Annotated in this window: 12 protein-coding genes; 4 read left to right on the plus strand and 8 right to left on the minus strand. The window is 72.0% G+C overall.

Features of this window, described 5'->3' with window-relative positions:
- Window positions 1–70: 70 nt before the first annotated feature.
- Entirely contained in the window at window positions 71–2215 is a 2145-nt protein-coding gene (locus M4J07_RS22450; protein ID WP_305128026.1) for a LamG-like jellyroll fold domain-containing protein, read from the minus strand.
- Between the two features lie 124 nt (window positions 2216–2339).
- On the minus strand, window positions 2340–4937 hold the full coding sequence (locus tag M4J07_RS22455; protein WP_255974725.1) for a bifunctional FO biosynthesis protein CofGH: 2598 nt from the start codon (window positions 4935–4937) through the stop codon (window positions 2340–2342).
- A gap of 95 nt (window positions 4938–5032) precedes the next feature.
- On the opposite strand from M4J07_RS22455, the gene M4J07_RS22460 reads away from it, so the two are divergent.
- The 3 genes from M4J07_RS22460 to M4J07_RS22470 all read left to right on the plus strand — a co-directional run bounded on the left by M4J07_RS22460 (window position 5033) and on the right by M4J07_RS22470 (window position 7559).
- A complete protein-coding gene (locus tag M4J07_RS22460) occupies window positions 5033–5389 on the plus strand; it encodes a hypothetical protein (RefSeq protein ID WP_255974726.1) in 357 nt (118 codons plus the stop codon).
- 87 nt (window positions 5390–5476) lie between these two features.
- Window positions 5477–7012 carry a CehA/McbA family metallohydrolase gene (locus M4J07_RS22465; RefSeq protein ID WP_255974728.1) on the plus strand — a complete coding sequence of 512 codons (1536 nt, stop codon included), beginning with the start codon at window positions 5477–5479 and terminating at the stop codon, window positions 7010–7012.
- A 34-nt stretch (window positions 7013–7046) separates the two neighbouring features.
- Entirely contained in the window at window positions 7047–7559 is a 513-nt protein-coding gene (locus M4J07_RS22470) for an NUDIX hydrolase (protein WP_255974730.1), read from the plus strand.
- Window positions 7560–7571: 12 nt separating this feature from the next.
- Here M4J07_RS22470 and M4J07_RS22475 read toward each other — a convergent pair whose 3' ends face one another.
- The 6 genes from M4J07_RS22475 to M4J07_RS22500 form a co-directional block, all read right to left on the minus strand.
- Window positions 7572–9128: an APC family permease gene (locus M4J07_RS22475; protein ID WP_255974732.1), complete on the minus strand. Its 1557-nt coding sequence runs from the start codon at window positions 9126–9128 to the stop codon at window positions 7572–7574.
- 228 nt (window positions 9129–9356) lie between these two features.
- Window positions 9357–10817, minus strand: coding sequence for an aldehyde dehydrogenase family protein (locus M4J07_RS22480; protein ID WP_255974734.1), 1461 nt, complete (start codon window positions 10815–10817; stop codon window positions 9357–9359).
- Window positions 10814–12553, minus strand: coding sequence for an N-acyl-D-amino-acid deacylase family protein (locus M4J07_RS22485; RefSeq protein WP_255974736.1), 1740 nt, complete (start codon window positions 12551–12553; stop codon window positions 10814–10816). The genes M4J07_RS22480 and M4J07_RS22485 overlap by 4 nt, the downstream gene beginning before the upstream one ends.
- Before the next feature lie 217 nt (window positions 12554–12770).
- Complete coding sequence (locus tag M4J07_RS22490; RefSeq protein WP_255974738.1) at window positions 12771–13895, minus strand: LLM class flavin-dependent oxidoreductase; 1125 nt, start codon at window positions 13893–13895, stop codon at window positions 12771–12773.
- 121 nt (window positions 13896–14016) lie between these two features.
- A complete protein-coding gene (locus M4J07_RS22495) occupies window positions 14017–14799 on the minus strand; it encodes an SDR family NAD(P)-dependent oxidoreductase (RefSeq protein ID WP_255974740.1) in 783 nt (260 codons plus the stop codon).
- Between the two features lie 12 nt (window positions 14800–14811).
- The gene (locus M4J07_RS22500; RefSeq protein WP_255974742.1) at window positions 14812–15738 is read right to left on the minus strand and encodes an LLM class F420-dependent oxidoreductase; all 927 of its coding nucleotides are present in this window, start codon (window positions 15736–15738) and stop codon (window positions 14812–14814) included.
- Between the two features lie 185 nt (window positions 15739–15923).
- Between M4J07_RS22500 and M4J07_RS22505 the strand changes: the two genes are divergently transcribed.
- A partial coding sequence (locus tag M4J07_RS22505; protein ID WP_255974744.1) for a serine/threonine-protein kinase occupies window positions 15924–17259 on the plus strand: 1336 nt, incomplete at its 3' end.

The following is a 17259-nucleotide window of genomic DNA, read 5'->3' on the forward strand; positions in this document are numbered from 1 at the left end:
GGGTCACGGCCAGGGCGACGCGCGCCCCGAACCCGGTACCCGACCGGTACGTCCGCCCGTCAGCTCGTGCTCAGCAGACGCAGGGTTCGGTGCCGAAGCCGAGACCGAGGATGTCGGACTGGTTCAGCGCACCGGAGAAGGCGTGCACCTCGTCGACCGAGCCGCGCAGGTACTCGCCCCACGCGCCGTCGACGTGCCCGCGCCCGACCTGCAGCCCGCCGTCGCTGTGCCAGGCACCGTGGAAGGTCGCGGTCGCCTCGTCACTCGTGTAGCCGTCCAGGTAGAGCTTGATCTGGTCGGTCGCGTCGTCGTACACGACCGCCAGTCGCTGGCCCTGGCCCTCACCGCCGTCGGCCACGGCCTCGCGCGCGACGACGGTCTCCGCCGCCCCGCTGTCATCGGCTCCGGTCACGACCAGCTGCCACTCGTGCTCCGTGGGGACGTACCGCACCTTGAACGCGTCCGCGTGCTCACCGCCCTGGGACAGCACCGTCATCGGGTGCTCGGGGTCGCTGTCCGCGAGGCGGACCACCACACCGATGGTGAAGCTGTCACCCGTGTCCACGACGGGCCGGTCCGTGGCGGCGTGGCCGGTCGTGCCGTCCAGCGTCAGGTCGCCGTCGCCCACGAGCGGGTAGTCCGTCGGCGGAACGCAGTCCGGGTTCACCGCGCAGTCGTCCTCGACGGCACGGCGGATCGTCGCGCCGTCGGACAGCTGCAGCGGCGCGCCCCCGTACAGTTCCGGGCTCGCCCCGTCCGCCGCGCTCTCCAGGGACCAGTGCCCTGCCAACCGGGCCGTGCGGGCGCCCAGTTCGGCCGCCTCTGCCGGCACGACCACTCGGTCGTAGACCCGGACATCGCCCACTTCGCCCTGCCAGCGGTCGCGGTATCCGGCCGCGCCCCGGGCCCGGCCGATCTGGAAGGCTCCCGCGGCCTCGACCGGCGCCGCCTTCTGCGGCGTGCCGACCTCGTGGCCGTTCACGTACAGCGTGGCGAGCCCCGTCTCGGCGTCGTAGAGGCCCAGCACGTGGGCCCACTCGCCGGTCTCGGGAGTACCGCCGGTGACCTGCGCGCCGCCGATCCGGAAGGACCACACCGGTGCGGAGTCGCTGCCGGGCCGCAGCCCGAGCGTGAAGCCGGGAGCCCCGTCGGCGTCCTGGCTCGCCACGGTCCGCACGGCGTCCGTGCGGGCCGGCCGCACCCAGCCGCCCACCGCGAACGTGCGCCGCGTGTCGACCGCGGCCGTGTCCGGGCTCAGGTATCCGTGACCCGTACCGTCCAGGCTCGCGGTGGTCTTCAGCGCGGTGCCGTCGGGCGCCCCCGCCCCGAACGCCACACCGGTGCCGGCCCGGGCGGCAGGCCCCGTCTCCGCCGCGGCCGACTTCGTGCCCGCGGGGTCGGCAAGGTTCCAGTGGGCGGCGGGCGCGCGGGGCGCCACGACGAAGAACGAGTGGTCGGTGCGACCGCTGATGCGACCCGACCGGTCGACTGCCTGGACGCTCAGCGTCTCCGGACCCGTGTCCACCGGCAGGAAGCGGATACTGACCGGCCCACCGGGCTTCTCCGGCGACGCGGTCCCATAAGGACCGCCGATGTACGAGTAGCGGTACGCGACGACGTCGTCCGAGGACGAGCCCACCGTGAAGGTGCCGTACTCCCCGACGCGCGCGGTCCAGCTGTCCTCGGGAAAGTCCGTCGAGGACACGGTCGGCTTCGCCGGGTTCTCGTCGTCGTAGACGAACTCGCAGACGGAGCCGCCGTCCTCGGAGCTCCACGCGGAGGCCGCCTTGCCGTCGTGCGCGCGGACCCGCCAGGACACGACGGTGTTCGGCGGCACGTCGTCGGGCAGCTGCCAGTACGCCGAAGTGCCGGACGGCAACCTGGACGAGGTGTGGGTCCGGTGCTGCTCCGCGCCGTCGGCATCCGTCCACCAGGCCTCGAACTCGCCCTGTACGAAGTTGCCCTCGGCGGGCTGGTCGTCGCTCTCGGGGTCGTAGAGCGCGGCGGTCACCCGCGGCGACTCCGAGACGTACGGCCGCTCCGACCCCGTGGCGCACGCCCGGCCGCCGGTCTTCAGATCCTGCACGAGCGGCCGCAACGGTGGCAGGTTGTCGGCCGCCAGGGCCGCCGACGGCGCCGCGACGACCGTCAGTGTCGCCGAGCCCACGACGGCTGCCCGTCTGAGTCGGCTCCAAGTCCTTCTACTGCGAGGCATGTTGACCCCTCCCCTGTCGTCCCGCTCTGCCCGCGGGTCGCAGGAGGCTAACAGCAGGTACTGACACGTGAGAGCGAATAAAAGCCGGGACCTGGGGGCGGACGCCCCAGGTCCCGGCTTGGGTTCAGTCGCCCAGCACCGGCAGCAGCTCCGGCAGATGCCCGTCCGACGCCGCGGCGGTGCGGACCCGCTCCTCCGGGACGGACCCGTACAGCGTCGTCCGCGGCCTCGCCGGGCGGCCCGCCGCGTCCGCGACCGCCACCAGATCCTTGACCGACTTGTACGAGCCGTAGGAGGAGCCCGCCATCCGCGAGATGGTCTCCTCCATGAGGGTGCCGCCCAGGTCGTTGGCGCCCGAGCGGAGCATCTCGGCCGCGCCCTCCGTGCCGAGCTTCACCCAGCTGGTCTGGATGTTGGGGATGTGCGGGTGGAGGAGGACCCGGGCCATCGCCGTGACCGCGCGGTTGTCGCGGGTCGTCGGGCCCGGCCGCGCGATGCCCGCCAGGTAGACCGGCGCGTTCGTGTGGATGAAGGGCAGCGTCACGAACTCCGTGAAGCCGCCGGTCTCCTGCTGGATCGCGGCCAGGGTGCGGAAGTGGCCGAGCCAGTGCCGCGGCTGGTCCACGTGCCCGTACATCATCGTCGAGCTCGACCGGATGCCGAGTTCGTGCGCGGTCCTGACGACCTCGATCCACGTCGCCGTGGGCAGCTTGCCCTTGGTGAGGATCCAGCGGACCTCGTCGTCGAGGATCTCGGCGGCCGTGCCGGGGATCGAGTCGAGACCCGCTTCCTTGGCGGCGGTCAGCCACTCGCGGATGGACATGCCGGTGCGGGTCGCGCCGTTCACGACCTCCATCGGGGAGAAGGCGTGGACGTGCATGCCCGGGACCCGCTCCTTGACCGCCTTCGCGATGTCGAAGTAGGCCGTGCCGGGCAGGTCCGGGTGGATGCCGCCCTGCATGCAGACCTCGACCGCCCCGACGTCCCAGGCCTGTTGGGCGCGGTCGGCGACCTGGTCCAGGGAGAGGGTGTACGCGTCGGCGTCGGTGCGGCGCTGCGCGAAGGCGCAGAAGCGGCAGCCGGTGTAGCAGACGTTGGTGAAGTTGATGTTCCGCGTGACGATGTACGTGACGTCGTCGCCGTTGACCGTCTTGCGGATGTCGTCGGCGATCCGGCACAGGGCGTCGAGGGCCGGGCCGTCCGCGTGCAGCAGGGCGAGGGCCTGGTCGTCGGTGAGCCGGGTCGGGTCGTCGGCCGCGATCGCCAGCGCCTCGCGCACGTCGCCGTCGATGCGGGACGGCACCATGCCGGGGGCCGCCTGCTCACGCAGCGCCTCCCAGTCGCCGTAGACCACGTCGAAGTCGTCGCGCCGGTCGGATGTGCGGCCCTCGGTGTCGATGGTGCGGTGCAGGTCGGTGCGGCCGCTCGCCACGACGAACCCCTCGTCCGGCTCCTGCCAGGGGCGGCCGACGACGGGTGCGTCGGCGATCGCGAGACCGGTGTCCGGGTCGGCGAGCGCGCGGACGTGCGGGAGCAGGCGCGGGTCGAGCCACGGTTCGCCGCGGGTCACGAACTCCGGGTACACGCACAGTCGTTCGCGCAGCTCGAAGCCGGCCTCGGCGGACTGCCCGGCCAGTTCCGCCAGCTTCGGCCACGGCTTCTCCGGGTTCACGTGGTCGATGGTCACCGGGGAGACGCCGCCCCAGTCGTCGATGCCGGCGCCGATGAGCCGCGCGTACTCGCCGTCGACCAGGTTCGGCGGGGCCTGCAGATTGCCCGCCGGGCCCATGATGTGCCGGGCGACGGCCACGGTCGCGACGAGGTCGTCGAGTTCGGCGTCGGGCATGCCGCGCATCGCCGTGTCCGGCTTGGCGCGGAAGTTCTGGATGATCAGTTCCTGGACGCCGTGGTAGGAGCGGGCGACACGGCGCAGGGCGAAGAGGGACTCCGCGCGCTCCTCGTACGTCTCGCCGATCCCGATGAGCAGCCCGCTGGTGAAGGGGACGGAGGAGCGGCCCGCGTCCTCCAGCACCCGCAGCCGGACGGCCGGTTCCTTGTCCGGGGAGCCGTAGTGCGGCATGCCGGGCTCGGACCACAGACGCTCGGCGGTGGTCTCCAGCATCATGCCCATCGACGGGGCGACGGGCTTGAGCCGCTGGAAGTCGGTCCAGGACAGGACGCCCGGGTTGAGGTGCGGGAGCAGTCCCGTCTCCTCCAGGATCCGGATCGAGATGGCGCGGACGTAGGCGATGGTGTCGTCGTAGCCGTGCGCGTCGAGCCATTCGCGGGCCTCGGGCCAGCGGTCCTCGGGCTTGTCGCCGAGGGTGATCAGGGCTTCCTTGCAGCCGAGTTCGGCGCCCTTGCGGGCGATGTCGAGGACCTCGTCCGGCGACATGAACATCCCGTGCCCGGCGCGGCGCAGCTTGCCGGGGACGGTCACGAACGTGCAGTAGTGGCACTTGTCCCGGCACAGCCGGGTGAGCGGGACGAACACGCTCTTCGAGTACGTGATGACGCCCGGCCGTCCGGCGGCTTCGAGACCCGCGTCGCGCACCCGGGCGGCCGACGCGGTCAGGTCGTCGAGATCGGTGCCGCGCGCCTGGAGCAGTACGGCGGCCTCCGTGACGTCGAGCGCGACGCCGTCCCTGGCCCGTTTGAGCGCGCGTCGCATCGAGTTGGCGGTGGGCTGGCTCTGCTGTCGTGCGGCGTCCGGATCACTCATGAACCGAGCATACGAGCGGATCACGTCGGCGGGGGTTCCGGGCGTGCTCGGGTGGTACTAGTCTCGCCGGGTCCTTGACCAACGGGGGGTTTGTCATGTTTCTCCGCACGCGTCCCACGACGGTGCTGGTGTTGCTCGGCGCGCTGCTCCTGGGCGGCGTCCCGGCGACGGCGTACGCCGCGACGACGTCGTCCCAGCAGGTATCCGGGCAGGTCTCGAAGCCGGTCTCCCATCCCGTCGGGAAGCCGGCGAAGCAGGTCTCCACGTCGAGGTCCGACACCACCGACAAGCTGTCCAGGACCGGCAAGAAGTCCAATAAGTCCAAGAATTCCAAAAAGAGGAAAAAGAAGAAGAGCGGTTCGCTCGGCGCGCTCGGCTGGATCCTCATCGTGCTGATCGTGATCGTGGTGCTGATCGTCGCCGGCCTGTTCCGCAGGCGCCGCCAGTCGTAATCCGCCGATCCCCTTCCCTTGGAGGGGAGTTCACGGCTTACTGCCAGGGTTCGCACACGTCACATCCACACCCTGGGGAGCCGCGATATGTGCACGGACGAAACACACGGCACCGAACACGGCATCGGCAGACGGGCGTTGCTCGTGACCGGTGCGGCGACGGCACTTACGCTCACCACCATGAGCTTCGCCAGCGCCGCCGACGGCTCGCAGTCCACCAAGACGCTCACGGGCACCCTGCCGCCGGGCGCCCCCGACTTCGTGTACCTGCCGGTGGAGGTCCCGTCCGGCGTGCGGGAGATCCACGTCGCCTACACGTACACGAAGGCGACGGTCCCGGCCGGCACCCAGAACAACGCGCTCGACATCGGCATCTTCGACGAGCGCGGCACGGCGCTCGGCGGCAAGGGCTTCCGCGGCTGGTCGGGCGGGGCGCGCACGGAGTTCTTCGTCCGCGCGGACGACGCGACGCCCGGCTACATCCCGGGCCCGGTACGGGCGGGCACCTGGCACATCGCGCTCGGCCCGTACACGGTGGCGCCGGACGGCCTGCCGTACTCGGTGACGGTGACGCTCACCCACGGCCCGGCGGGCGAGACGCCGCGGCCGAGCTATCCGCCGGAGCGGGCCCGCGGCCGGGGCCGCGCCTGGTACCGCGGCGACTGCCACCTGCACAGCTGGTACTCGGACGGGCGCCGCACGCCCGCCGAGATCGGTGCGCTCGCCCGGGCGGCGGGCCTGGACTTCATCAACACGTCGGACCACAACACGCACTCCGCGCAGGCCCACTGGGCGGACGTGGCGGGCGACGACCTGCTCGTCATGCTGGGCGAGGAGGTCACGACCCGCAACGGCCACGTGGTCGCCCTCGGCACGGATCCCGGCACGTTCATCGACTGGCGCTACCGGGCCCGCGACAACCGCTGGGCGGCGTACGCGCGGGAGATCCGCCGGGCGGGCGGCCTGGTCGTCCCGGCGCACCCGCACGCGACGTGCATCGGCTGCGGCTGGAAGTTCGGCTTCGGCGAGGCGGACGCGGTGGAGGTGTGGAACGGCCCGTACACCCCCGACGACGAGATCTCCCTGGCCGACTGGGACAACACCCTCGTCTCGTACGCCCGGTCACGCGGCAGCGGCACCGGGAAGGGCTCCTGGATCCCGGCCATGGGCAACAGCGACGCGCACCGCGACCCCGACCGGATCGGCGGCCCGCAGACGGTGGTGCTGGCCGACGACCTGACCCGGGACGCGATCCAGGCGGGCATCAGGGCGGGCCGTTCCTACGTCGCCGAGTCCGCGGCCGTCGAGGTGTCCTTCTCCGCCACGGGCGGCAAGGGCCGGGTGGCCGGCATCGGCGAACGCCTGGCGGTGGCCGCGGACACCCCGGTCACGGTGGACCTGGAGGTCAAGGGCGCCCCCGGCTGCACGCTGCACCTCGTCACCGACCAGGGCACCCTGTTCACGTCCCCGGCGCTCCCCGAGTCCGGCACGGGCAAGGTGAGCTGGCGGACGACGCCGTCCTACGCGGCGTACGTACGGGCCGAGGTCCGGCACGCTCCGGCGGTCACCGGGCTGCCGGGCGCGCTGACGGCGTTCACGAACCCGGTCTTCCTCGGGGCGTGACGGGCCGCGGGTACCGGGAGCAGAGTCTTCCGGCATGACCGACTCTGCCGGGAACTACTGCCGCCGCTCCGCCCGCGTCGTCCTGCTCGACGGCTCCGGCCGGGTCCTGCTGCTGCTGTTCCACGACGATCCGGAGCGGCCGGCGGCCGGACACCTCTGGCTGACGCCCGGCGGCGGCGTGCGGGACGGCGAGTCCCTGGCGGTGGCGGCGGCCAGGGAACTCCACGAGGAGACGGGCCTGCGGGTCGCCCCCGGGGCCCTCGGGCCGGTCGTCGCGCGGACGTCCGGGTACGCGGATCTCGGCTGGGCCGAGGGCGTGTTCCTGGACGTCTTCTTCCACCACCGGGTGCCCGACGGCCTGCGGATCGACACGAGCGGCCACGACGTCCGCGAGCGCGCCCACTTCGCGGGCCACCGCTGGTGGACGCGCGCGGACCTGGCGGCCACCGCCGAGCGGGTCGTCCCGCTCGGTCTGCCCGCCCTGCTCACCGGCCTCGCCGCGGGGCACACCCCCGCCTCACCGGTCGAGCTGCCGTGGCACCACTGAACCGGGCGGTCCTCACTCCGCGACGACCAGCACCGCCGTGTCCCGGTTCAGCACCTCGCCGCGGAAGAACGCGGGGCTGCGCCGCCCCATCACCAGCATGATGACGACGCCGACGAGCAGCAGGCCCACCCCGATGACGAACACCGAGCCGACGCCGAACACCGAGGAGCCGCTGCCGTACTCCGGGTTCCACATGTCGATCAGGGTCTTGGCGAAGACGGCCGACAGGAGGACGCCGCCGAGCAGCGGGAAGAGGCCCTTGAAGGTGACGTCACGGACCGAGCGGGTCAGCTCGCCCTTGAAGTACCAGGCGCAGGCGAAGGCCGTCAGCGCGTAGTAGAAGCAGATCATGAGGCCGAGCGCGTAGATCGTGTCGACGAGGACGTGCTCGGAGACCAGCGTCATGACCGTGTAGAAGACGGCCGTGGCGACGCCCGCGGTGATCGTGGCGCGGCCGGGCGTCTTGAAGCGCGGGTGGACGCGGGCGTAGGAGGCGGGCAGGGCCTCGTACGTCGACATGGCCAGGACCGTGCGGGCTACCGGGATGAACGTGGTCTGGAGGCTGGCCGCCGCGGAGGCGAGGACGGCGACGAACAGGAGGATGCCGAGCGTCGGGCCCATGACGGGGCCGGCGAGCGCGGCGAAGACGTTGTCGGAGGTCTCCGGGTTGGCGAGGCCGAGGCCCTGGTCGCCGGAGCCGACGATCATCTGGGCGGCCACGCCGGTCGCCAGGTAGGAGCCGACGAGGACGACCATCGCGATGAGCGCGGCGCGGCCCGGCGTGCGGTCGCTGCCGATGGTCTCCTCGTTGGCGGTCAGGCAGGTGTCCCAGCCCCAGTACATGAAGATCGACAGGGACAGGCCCGCGGTGAACGCGCCGAAGGACTGCACGGAGAACGGGTTCAGCCAGGACCAGGAGAAGTCCACCGACGTCGCGGCGAAGTCCGCGGAGCCCGCCTTCGTCACCGCCATCACGACGAAGACGGCGAGCACCACCAGCTGGAGTCCGACCAGCGTGTACTGGACGCCCTTGGTCGCGGTCATGCCGCGGTAGCTGACGGCCGTCGCGGCGGCGATCAGGACGAGGCAGGTGACGATGTGGACGGCCTTGTTGCCGTCCAGGTCGGCCACCGCGCCGTTGTTCGTGATCTCGCCCGCGAGCAGCCAGAAGTACGAGGTCGCGACGCCCGCGAGGTTCGACAGGACGATGATCGTCGCGATCACCAGGCCCCAGCCGCACATCCACCCGACGCGCGGCCCGAAGGCCTTCACGGTCCAGGTGAAGGACGTGCCGCAGTCCGGCATGACCTTGTTGAGCTCCCGGTACGCGAAGGCGACGAGGAGCATCGGCAGGAAGCCGGCGAGGAAGACGGCGGGCATCTGCAGCCCGACCTCGCCGGCCGTGGAGCCGAGCGTCGAGGTCAGGCAGTAGACGGGCGCGACGGTGGAGACGCCGATGACGGCACTGCCGAGCAGCCCGACGGAGTTCCCGCCGAGCCCCTTGCCACCGCCGTCGGCGGCGCTGTCTGCGGCCCGCGCCGTCGAGGGCCGTGCGTCCAGCTGAGTCATGAACAGGACGTTAAATCCTGCGGTTTCCACATCTGGCGGGATTCATCATGACTTCGCCGGTTAATAATCCATGGGCAATTCGGGCAGTCACTTTCGACCCAACGGGAAGATTGCAGGAATCGGCCGCACATCGCAAGGCGATCGGCCCGGCGTCCGATATTCGGTAATCGTTGCCGGGTCCGATTTGCCCAGGTTCCAAATTTTCCCGTGCAGGTTTCGTGGACTTCGTCACCCGGGCCAGACGATCGACTGCAGCTCGCTGTACGCGTGCAGGGCGTACGAGCCGACGTCCCGGCCCACCCCGCTCTTCTTGAACCCGCCGAACGGCGCCTCCATGTTCCGCCCGATCGTGTTCACCCCGACCCCGCCGGCCCGCAGCCGCCGCGCGACCCGGAAGGCGCGGGCGACGTCCCCCGACCATACGTAGTCGATGAGCCCGTACTCGCTGTCGTTGGCGAGGGCGACCGCCTCGTCCTCGTCGCCGTCGAACGGGACGACGGCGACGACCGGACCGAAGATCTCCTCGCGCACCACCCGCATGTCGTTGGTGCAGTCGGCGAGCAGGGTGGGGGCCACGTAGAAGCCCTTCTCCAGGGCGGGCCGCTCGCCGCCCGCCACGACGGTCGCGCCCTCCTTGCGGCCCAGCTCCACGTACGACTCGACGCGCTCGCGGTGCGCGCCCGAGATGACGGGACCGACGACCGTGCCCTGCGCCCGCGGATCGCCGACCTTCATGAACCCGAGGTAGCCGCGCAGCTTCTCGACGAACGCGTCGTACACGGAGCGGTGCACGATCGCCCGGGTCGGGGCGGTGCAGATCTGACCGCTGTAGAAGGCGTACGTGGTGCCGATCCCGGCGACGGCCGAGTCCAGGTCGGCGTCGTCGAGGACGATCGCGGCGCCCTTGCCGCCCAGCTCCATCAGTTGCCGCTTCATGGACCGCCCGCACACCTCGCCGATGCGCTGCCCGACCGCCGTGGACCCGGTGAAGCTGACCATGTCGACGTCCGGCGAGTCGACGGCGGCCTCCCCCACCGCCACCTCCCTGCCGCTCACCACGTTGACCACGCCCGGCGGCACCCCGGCCTCCTCCAGCGCCGCCGCCATCCGGTACACCGAGAGCGGGTCCTGCGGCGCGGGCTTCACCACGACGGTGTTGCCCATGGCGAGCGCGGGCGCGACCTTGCCCGCCGGGTTGGCCCAGGGGTTGTTGTACGAGGTGATGCAGGTGACGACGCCGACGGGCTGGCGCACGGCGAGGGCGCCCGTCACCCCCGCCCTCCCCATCGGCCCGGCCTCGCTGATCTGCGGCGGCAGCCCTTCCTCGACGGGCTCCAGGGCCCCCCTGGCGTACCGCCGGAACCGGGCGACCCCGACCGCGACCTGCATGCCGCGCGCGGTTCCGCTGGTCGCGCCGCTCTCGGCCTGGGCGAGCTCGGCGTGCGCGGCGAAGTCCCGCTGCATCACGTCGGCGGCCCGGTCGAGGACCGCGGCCCGCTCCTCCGGCTTCGTCCGCGACCACGTGTCGAAGGCGTCGCGGGCGGCCCGGGCGGCGTCGTGCACCTGCTGCCGGGAGGCCTCGGGGGCGAGCCCCACGACACCCTCACTTGCCGGGTCGATCACCTCATAGTGCCCGCCGCCGGGCTCGACCCACTCGCCGCCGATGAACAGCCGCTGGGATGCGCTCACCTGGTACTCACCGTCCTGGTGTCGGTCCCCGACCGCAGCACCTTGCCGGGCACGGCCCCGCTCACCACGTCGCCGCGCATCGCCTCCACCCCGTTGACCCACACGGCGGTGATCCCGATGGCCTTCGAGTCGAGCCGCGGGCTGTCGCCCGGCAGGTCGTGCACGAGGGTGGCCTTGCCCGCGTCGATGGTCTCCGGGTCGAACAGCACCAGGTCGGCGTGGAACCCCTCCCGCACCCGGCCCCGCTCGCGCAGCCCGAACAGCTGGGCGGGGTCGTCGGTCAGCATCTTCACGGCCTGCTCCAGGCTCGCCAGCTTCCGCCCGCGCAGACAGTCGCCGATGAACCGGGTCGTGTACGGCGCCCCGCACATCCGGTCCAGGTGCGCGCCGGCGTCCGAGCCGCCCAGCATGACGTCGTCGTGCTGCCAGGTCTCGGCGCGCAGGGTCCACGAGTCGGGGTCGTTGTCGGTCGGCATCGGCCACAGCACGGTCCGCAGCCCGTCGTTGGCGCAGATCTCGACGAGGCACTCGAAGGCCTCCTGCCCGCGCTCGGCGGCGATGTCCTTCACCACCCGCCCGGTCAGCCCCTCGTTCGCCTCGGAGTAGGTGTCCCCGATGACGTAGCGCCCGAAGTTCGCGAGCCGCCGGAAGACCCCGGCCTCCTTGCTGTCGGCCCGCCGCAGCATCTCGGCCCGCACGTCCGGGTCGCGCAGCTTCGCGATCCGCTCGTCGACCGGCAGCCCGAGGACGTCGCCCCACCCGGGGATGAGGTTGAGCGCGCAGAACGTGCCCAGCGACATGTTCATCGGGGTCAGGATCGGCATGGTCAGGGCGACGATCCGGCCGCCCGACTTGCGGGCGCGCTCGCTCGCCTCCAGCTGCCGGGGCACCCGCTCGGGCACGGCGGCGTCGATGGTCAGCACGTTCCAGTTGAGCGGCCGTCCCGCGGCCGCGCTCATCTCGACGAACAGATCGATCTCGGCGTCGCTGAACTGGTCGAGGCAGCCCGCGACGATGGCCTCGATCTGGGTGCCCTCGTGCTCACCGACCGCCTTGCTGAGCGCGACGAGTTCGGCGGGCAGCGCGTGCCGGGAGGCGACGGGCTGCCCGTCGCCGTCGGAGTGGGTGGACGACTGCGTGGTGGAGAGCCCCCAGGCCCCGGCGTCCATGGCCGCGTGGAAGAGCGCGAGCATCTCCTCCATCTGCCGCTCGCTGGGCTGCCCGCCGACGGCGTCGGCCCCCATCACGTACCGGCGCAGCGCGCAGTGCCCCACCATGAACCCGGCGTTGACCGCGATCCGCCCGTCCAGCGCGCCGAGGTACTCCTCGAAGGAGTTCCACGTCCACGGGGCGCCCTCCTCCAGGGCGACCAGCGACATCCCCTCGACCTTGGACATCATGCGCCGCGTGTAGTCGGCGTCCGCGGGCCGCTCGGGGTTCAGCGGGGCGAGCGTGAACCCGCAGTTGCCGCCCGCGACGGTCGTCACCCCGTGGTTGAGGGAGGGCGTCGCGTACGGGTCCCAGAACAGCTGGGCGTCGTAGTGCGTGTGCGGGTCGACGAACCCGGGCGCGAGCACGAGCCCCGAGGCGTCCTCACTGGACCGTGCCTCCTCGGCGACGGTCCCGGGCTCGGCGATGACGGCGATGCGCCCGTCGCGGATGCCGACATCGGCGACGTGGGCGGGGGCGCCGGTCCCGTCGACGACGGTGGCGCCCTTGATGAGGTGGTCGAGCATGCCTGGTCCTTTCGTGCGGCTCGTTCGGCGGGTACGCGCGACGGGGCCCGGGGCAGCGCCCCGCGGCCGGGCAACGACAGGGCCCCGGCCCTCCCGCTCACGACAAGCCCCTCCGGCGATTGAGGAGCGGGGCCCGGGGCAGCGCCCCGTGGCCGGGCGACGACAGGGCCCCGGCCCTCCTGTCCGGGAGGAGGAGGACCGGGGCAGCTGGCAGGGGTCAGGCCCCGGCCTGACCGCGGAACCGGGTCGTCCGGTGCACCGGATCCGTGTCGATCTTCGGGATGACGTGCTCCCCGATCAGCTTGATCGAGTTGAGCGTGTCCTCGTGCGAGATGCCGATCGGCAGCCCGAACGACAACTGGTCGGCCCCGGCCTGCTCCCAGCGCTTGCACTGCTGGAGCACCTCGTCCGGGTCGCCGCAGATCATCAGCTCCTCGGCGATGAGCAGCTCGATGATCTCGGCCGAGTACTCCGGCAGGATCTCCGGCCACTCGGGGATGCCCTCGGGCCGCGGGAAGGTGTCGTGGTACCGGAAGACCAGCGACTGGAGGTAGTTGAGCCCGCCGTTCACGGCGATCTCGACGGCCTTGTCGTGGGTCTCGGCGCAGATGGCGGTGGACGTCACCATCACGTTGTCGTTGACGAAGTCACCGATGGGCTCGGCGTCCTGGATGGCGGTCTTGTACTGCTCCAGGACCCACTCCATGTCGGAGACCTTCTGCACGCTGAACCCGAGGACGCCCAGGCCCTTGCGGGCGGCCATCGCGTACGAGGGCGGGGACCCGGCGGCGTACCACATGGCGGGGTGCGACGTCCCGTACGGCTTGGGGAAGATCTTGCGCGGCGGCAGCGACCAGTGCTTGCCCTGGAACCCGACGTACTCGTCCTGGAGCCACATCTTCGGGAACTCGGCGATGGTCTCTTCCCAGATCTCCTTGGTGTAGTTCATGTCCGTCACACCAGGGATGAATCCGAGGATCTCGTGCGAGCCGGCCCCACGCCCGCTGCCGAACTCGAAGCGCCCCTCGCTGAGGTGGTCGAGCATGGCGACCTTCTCGGCCACCTTGACCGGGTGGTTGACCTGCGCGAGCGGGTTGAAGATGCCGGAGCCGAGGTGGATCCGGTCCGTCGCGTGGGCGAGGTAGCCGAGGTACACGTCGTTGGCCGAGAGGTGCGAGTACTCCTCCAGGAAGTGGTGCTCGGACGCCCAGGCGTACTTGAAGCCGGACTTGTCCGCCTGGATGACGTACTCGGTCTCGTTCATGAGCGCGCGGTGCTCGGCGGTGGGGTCGGTCAGCGCCTGCTTGCCCACGTATCCCTGTACAAAGAGCCCGAATTCCAAGGAGGTTCACCGTCCTCGTCAGTTTCTGACGATCCGTCAGATTGGATGGGTCGACTGTTCCACTGCGGGTGGGGACCGTCAATACCTGACGCAGCGTCAGATACCTTGGCCGGTGCGGACGTCAGAGCACGCTGACGCCCGCGAGCCAGCCCCCGTCGATCACGAACGGCTGTCCCGTGATGTACGCCGAGTCCTCCTCGGCGGTGAGGAAGAGCGCGAGCCGCGCGACCTCCTCGGGCCGGCCGACCCGGCCGAGCGGCACGAGCTTGCGGTACAGCCCGTCGAGGGCCTCGGCGGCCTCCTCGGTGTTCGCGGTGGGGTCGAGCTGGGCCGGATTGCTCATGGCGGTGTCGATGGCGCCGGGGCAGACCGCGTTGACCCGGATCTTCTTCGCGGCGAGCTCCAGGGCGGCGACCCGGGTGAGCCCGACGATGGCGTGCTTGGTGGCGGTGTAGGAGCCCACGTACGCCATGCCCGTGACCCCCGTGTACGAGGCGGTGTTCACGATGGAACCGCCCCCGGCGTCGGCGATCACCGGCGCGACGGTCTTGATCCCGAGGAACGCGCCCACCTGGTTGACCTGCACGATCTGCTGGAACTCGTCGAGCGGCGTCGACACCAGCTCGTTGAACCGCAGGATGCCCGCGTTGTTGACGAGCCCGTCGATCTTCCCGAAGGCGCCCAGGGCGGTCCGCACGGCGGCGCCCCAGTCCTCCTCCTTGCTCACGTCGAGGTGCACGTACACGGCGTTGCCGATGTCCTTGGCGACGGCCTCGCCCTGGTCGTCGAGGACGTCCGCGACGACGATCCGCGCCCCTTCCGCGGCGAACAGCCTGGCCTCCTGCTCGCCCTGCCCGCGCGCCGCACCCGTGATCAGCACGACCCGCCCGTCAAGCTTGCCCATGTCTCCTGCTCCTCAGCTGAGTTGGGGTGCGACCTCGGTGGCGAAGGCCGCGATCTGGTCGACGAGCTCGGCGCGCCCCCGGCTGCGGAAGCGGACCTGGATCTGGTCGACGCCCATGGCCGGGTACGCGCGCAGCGACTCGGCGACGGCGTCCGGCGCGCCCGACACCGTGCGCCGCCCGGTCTCCCAGCCGGGCGCGCCCACGTACAGCGGCTCGGTGATGGCGCCGATGGTGATCGGCGCCTCGATCCCGGCCTCGGCGCGCAGCCGGCGCACCTTCTCGATCTGCTGCGGGAGCCGGTCGCGCGGATCACCTTGCGGCAGCCAGCCGTCCCCCTTGAGGGCGGCCCGGCGCACGGCGGGCGCGGAGGAGCCGCCGACCCACACCGGCACCCGCGCCTGCGCGGGCCTCGGCCGCTGCCCGAGCCCCTCGAAGGCGAAGAACTCCCCTTTGTGGACCGGGAATTCATCGGCGCCCAGGGCAGCCCGCACGGCGTCGATGCTCTCGTCGAGCACGGCCCCGCGCCGCGCGAAGTCGGCCCCGACGGCGTCGAACTCCTCCTCCACGTGCCCGGCCCCGACGCCCAGGATCAGCCGCCCGCCGCTCAGGTGGTCGAGCGTGGCGTACTGCTTGGCGGAGACCAGCGGGTGGCGCAGCCCGAGGATCGCGACGTGGCTGAGCAGCCGCACGCGCTCGGTGATCCCGGCGAGGAAGGAGAGCGTGGCGACCGGGTCGTACCAGGTCGTCGACATGGCGTCGGCGAGCCGCCGCGGGATGGCCACGTGGTCGCAGGAGGCGATGTAGTCGAAGCCTCCGCGGTCACAGGCGCGGGCGATCTCGGCGAGGTCGTCGGCGCCTGCGGCGGCCTCCCAGGATTCGGCGTACATGGTGCTCTGGGACTGGATCGGGAGCTGAATGCCGTACGCGAGCGGCGCCATGCCCGAACCCCCTATCTGACGGAGCGTCAATTACGGCCGGGACACATCCTCTTACCTGACGGATCGTCAGACAAGGGATGTGCGCGTCCTCTCCCGTGGTTCAATTCCGGGCGGCATCGCGATCACGGGGGTAGCTGATGGTGGAGTCACCGGGTCCGTCGGACCCGCGGCAGGCGGGCGCTGTGGTGAAGCGGTCACGTGGCGACCTGGACCGGGCGGAGTTCGCCCGGGAGGTCGAGGCGGCCCGGGGCATCGACGGCCGCCGCACGGCGCGGACCGTGGACGCGGACCCGTCCGCCGAACCCCCTTGGCCGGCAGCGGAGTTCGTGCCGGGCCCGACGCTCCGGGAACGGATCACCCGGGAAGGACCGCTGCCGCCGCACACGGTGCCCCGGCTTGCGGCGGATCTCGCCGAGGGGCTCGCCGCGATCCACGCGTGCGGGGTGGTCCACCGCGGCCTCGACCCCGACCACGTCGTCCTCACCGACGACGGCCCCCGCATCGTCGGCATCGCCCACGCGCCGCGCACGCCCCCGGAGCCGACGGACCCGGCCGCATGCGCGTACCTGTCCCCCGAGCAGCTCCGTACCCCGGACCTGGTCACGCGGGCCACGGACGTGTTCTCGCTCGGCTCGGTGCTGGCCTTCGCGGCGACGGGCAGCGGCCCGTTCGAAGCGACGAGCACGGCGACGGTCGTCCACCGGATCACCTCCGAACCACCCGCGCTGACCGGGCTGGCCCGCTATCCCGATCTACGGGGACTGGTGGCGGCGTGCCTGGCGAAGGAACCGGGCGAGCGGCCGACGGCCGAGGCCCTCCTGGAACGCCTGTCGGCCACGACGCCCCGGCCGGGGACGGCCCCCGCCGACGCCCCGCCGGCCGGCACCTTCGCGCGGAAGTGGCGGCCCACCCGCCGCACCGCCCTGCTCGCGGCGACCGCCGTGGCGGCCACGGCGCTCGCGGTCCCCGCCTACCTCCTCCGCGATTCCGCACCGGCCGCGAGGAGCCCAGCCCCGGACGACGCCTCCCCCACCCGTGACGCCACGCGCCCCGCGGCCCGGCTCACCGGCCACACGGGCCCGGTCACCTGCCTGGCCTTCGCCCCGGACAACCGGGTCCTCGCCTCGGGCGGCGCGGACCGGACGGTGCGCCTGTGGGACACGGTCGAGGCCCGTGAGACCGCCACGTGCGAGGGCCACGCGGGCGCCGTCCGCGCGGTGGCGTACAGCCCGCACGACCGGACCCTGTTCACGGGCGGCGACGACGGGACACTGCGCACGTGGGACGCGCGCACCGGTGCGGCGCGCGGTGAACTCGCCACGTACAAGGGGACGTTCGACGGGGTGCGCTGCCTGGCGGTGCACCCCGAGGGCGCGGCCGTCGCCGTGGGCGTCGGCAGCCGCATCGAACTCGTCGACCCGGCCACGGGCCGCTCCCGCGCGACGCTCACGGGTCATACGGGGCGGATGAGCTGGGTGGCGTTCAGCCCCGACGGCACGATGCTGGCGAGCGTGGCGGCGG

It is taken from the genome of Streptomyces longispororuber, assembly GCF_024448165.1.
GTDB classification, from domain to species: domain Bacteria; phylum Actinomycetota; class Actinomycetes; order Streptomycetales; family Streptomycetaceae; genus Streptomyces; species Streptomyces longispororuber_A.

Excerpts from the sequence above, each read along its gene's own strand:
- M4J07_RS22450 (WP_305128026.1), bottom strand. The coding sequence starts at position 2,215 with ATGCCTCGCAGTAGAAGGACTTGGAGCCGACTCAGACGGGCAGCCGTC.
- M4J07_RS22455 (WP_255974725.1), bottom strand. The coding sequence starts at position 4,937 with ATGAGTGATCCGGACGCCGCACGACAGCAGAGCCAGCCCACCGCCAAC.
- M4J07_RS22460 (WP_255974726.1), top strand. The coding sequence starts at position 5,033 with ATGTTTCTCCGCACGCGTCCCACGACGGTGCTGGTGTTGCTCGGCGCG.
- M4J07_RS22465 (WP_255974728.1), top strand. The coding sequence starts at position 5,477 with ATGTGCACGGACGAAACACACGGCACCGAACACGGCATCGGCAGACGG.
- M4J07_RS22470 (WP_255974730.1), top strand. The coding sequence starts at position 7,047 with ATGACCGACTCTGCCGGGAACTACTGCCGCCGCTCCGCCCGCGTCGTC.
- M4J07_RS22475 (WP_255974732.1), bottom strand. The coding sequence starts at position 9,128 with ATGACTCAGCTGGACGCACGGCCCTCGACGGCGCGGGCCGCAGACAGC.
- M4J07_RS22485 (WP_255974736.1), bottom strand. The coding sequence starts at position 12,553 with ATGCTCGACCACCTCATCAAGGGCGCCACCGTCGTCGACGGGACCGGC.
- M4J07_RS22495 (WP_255974740.1), bottom strand. The coding sequence starts at position 14,799 with ATGGGCAAGCTTGACGGGCGGGTCGTGCTGATCACGGGTGCGGCGCGC.
- M4J07_RS22500 (WP_255974742.1), bottom strand. The coding sequence starts at position 15,738 with ATGGCGCCGCTCGCGTACGGCATTCAGCTCCCGATCCAGTCCCAGAGC.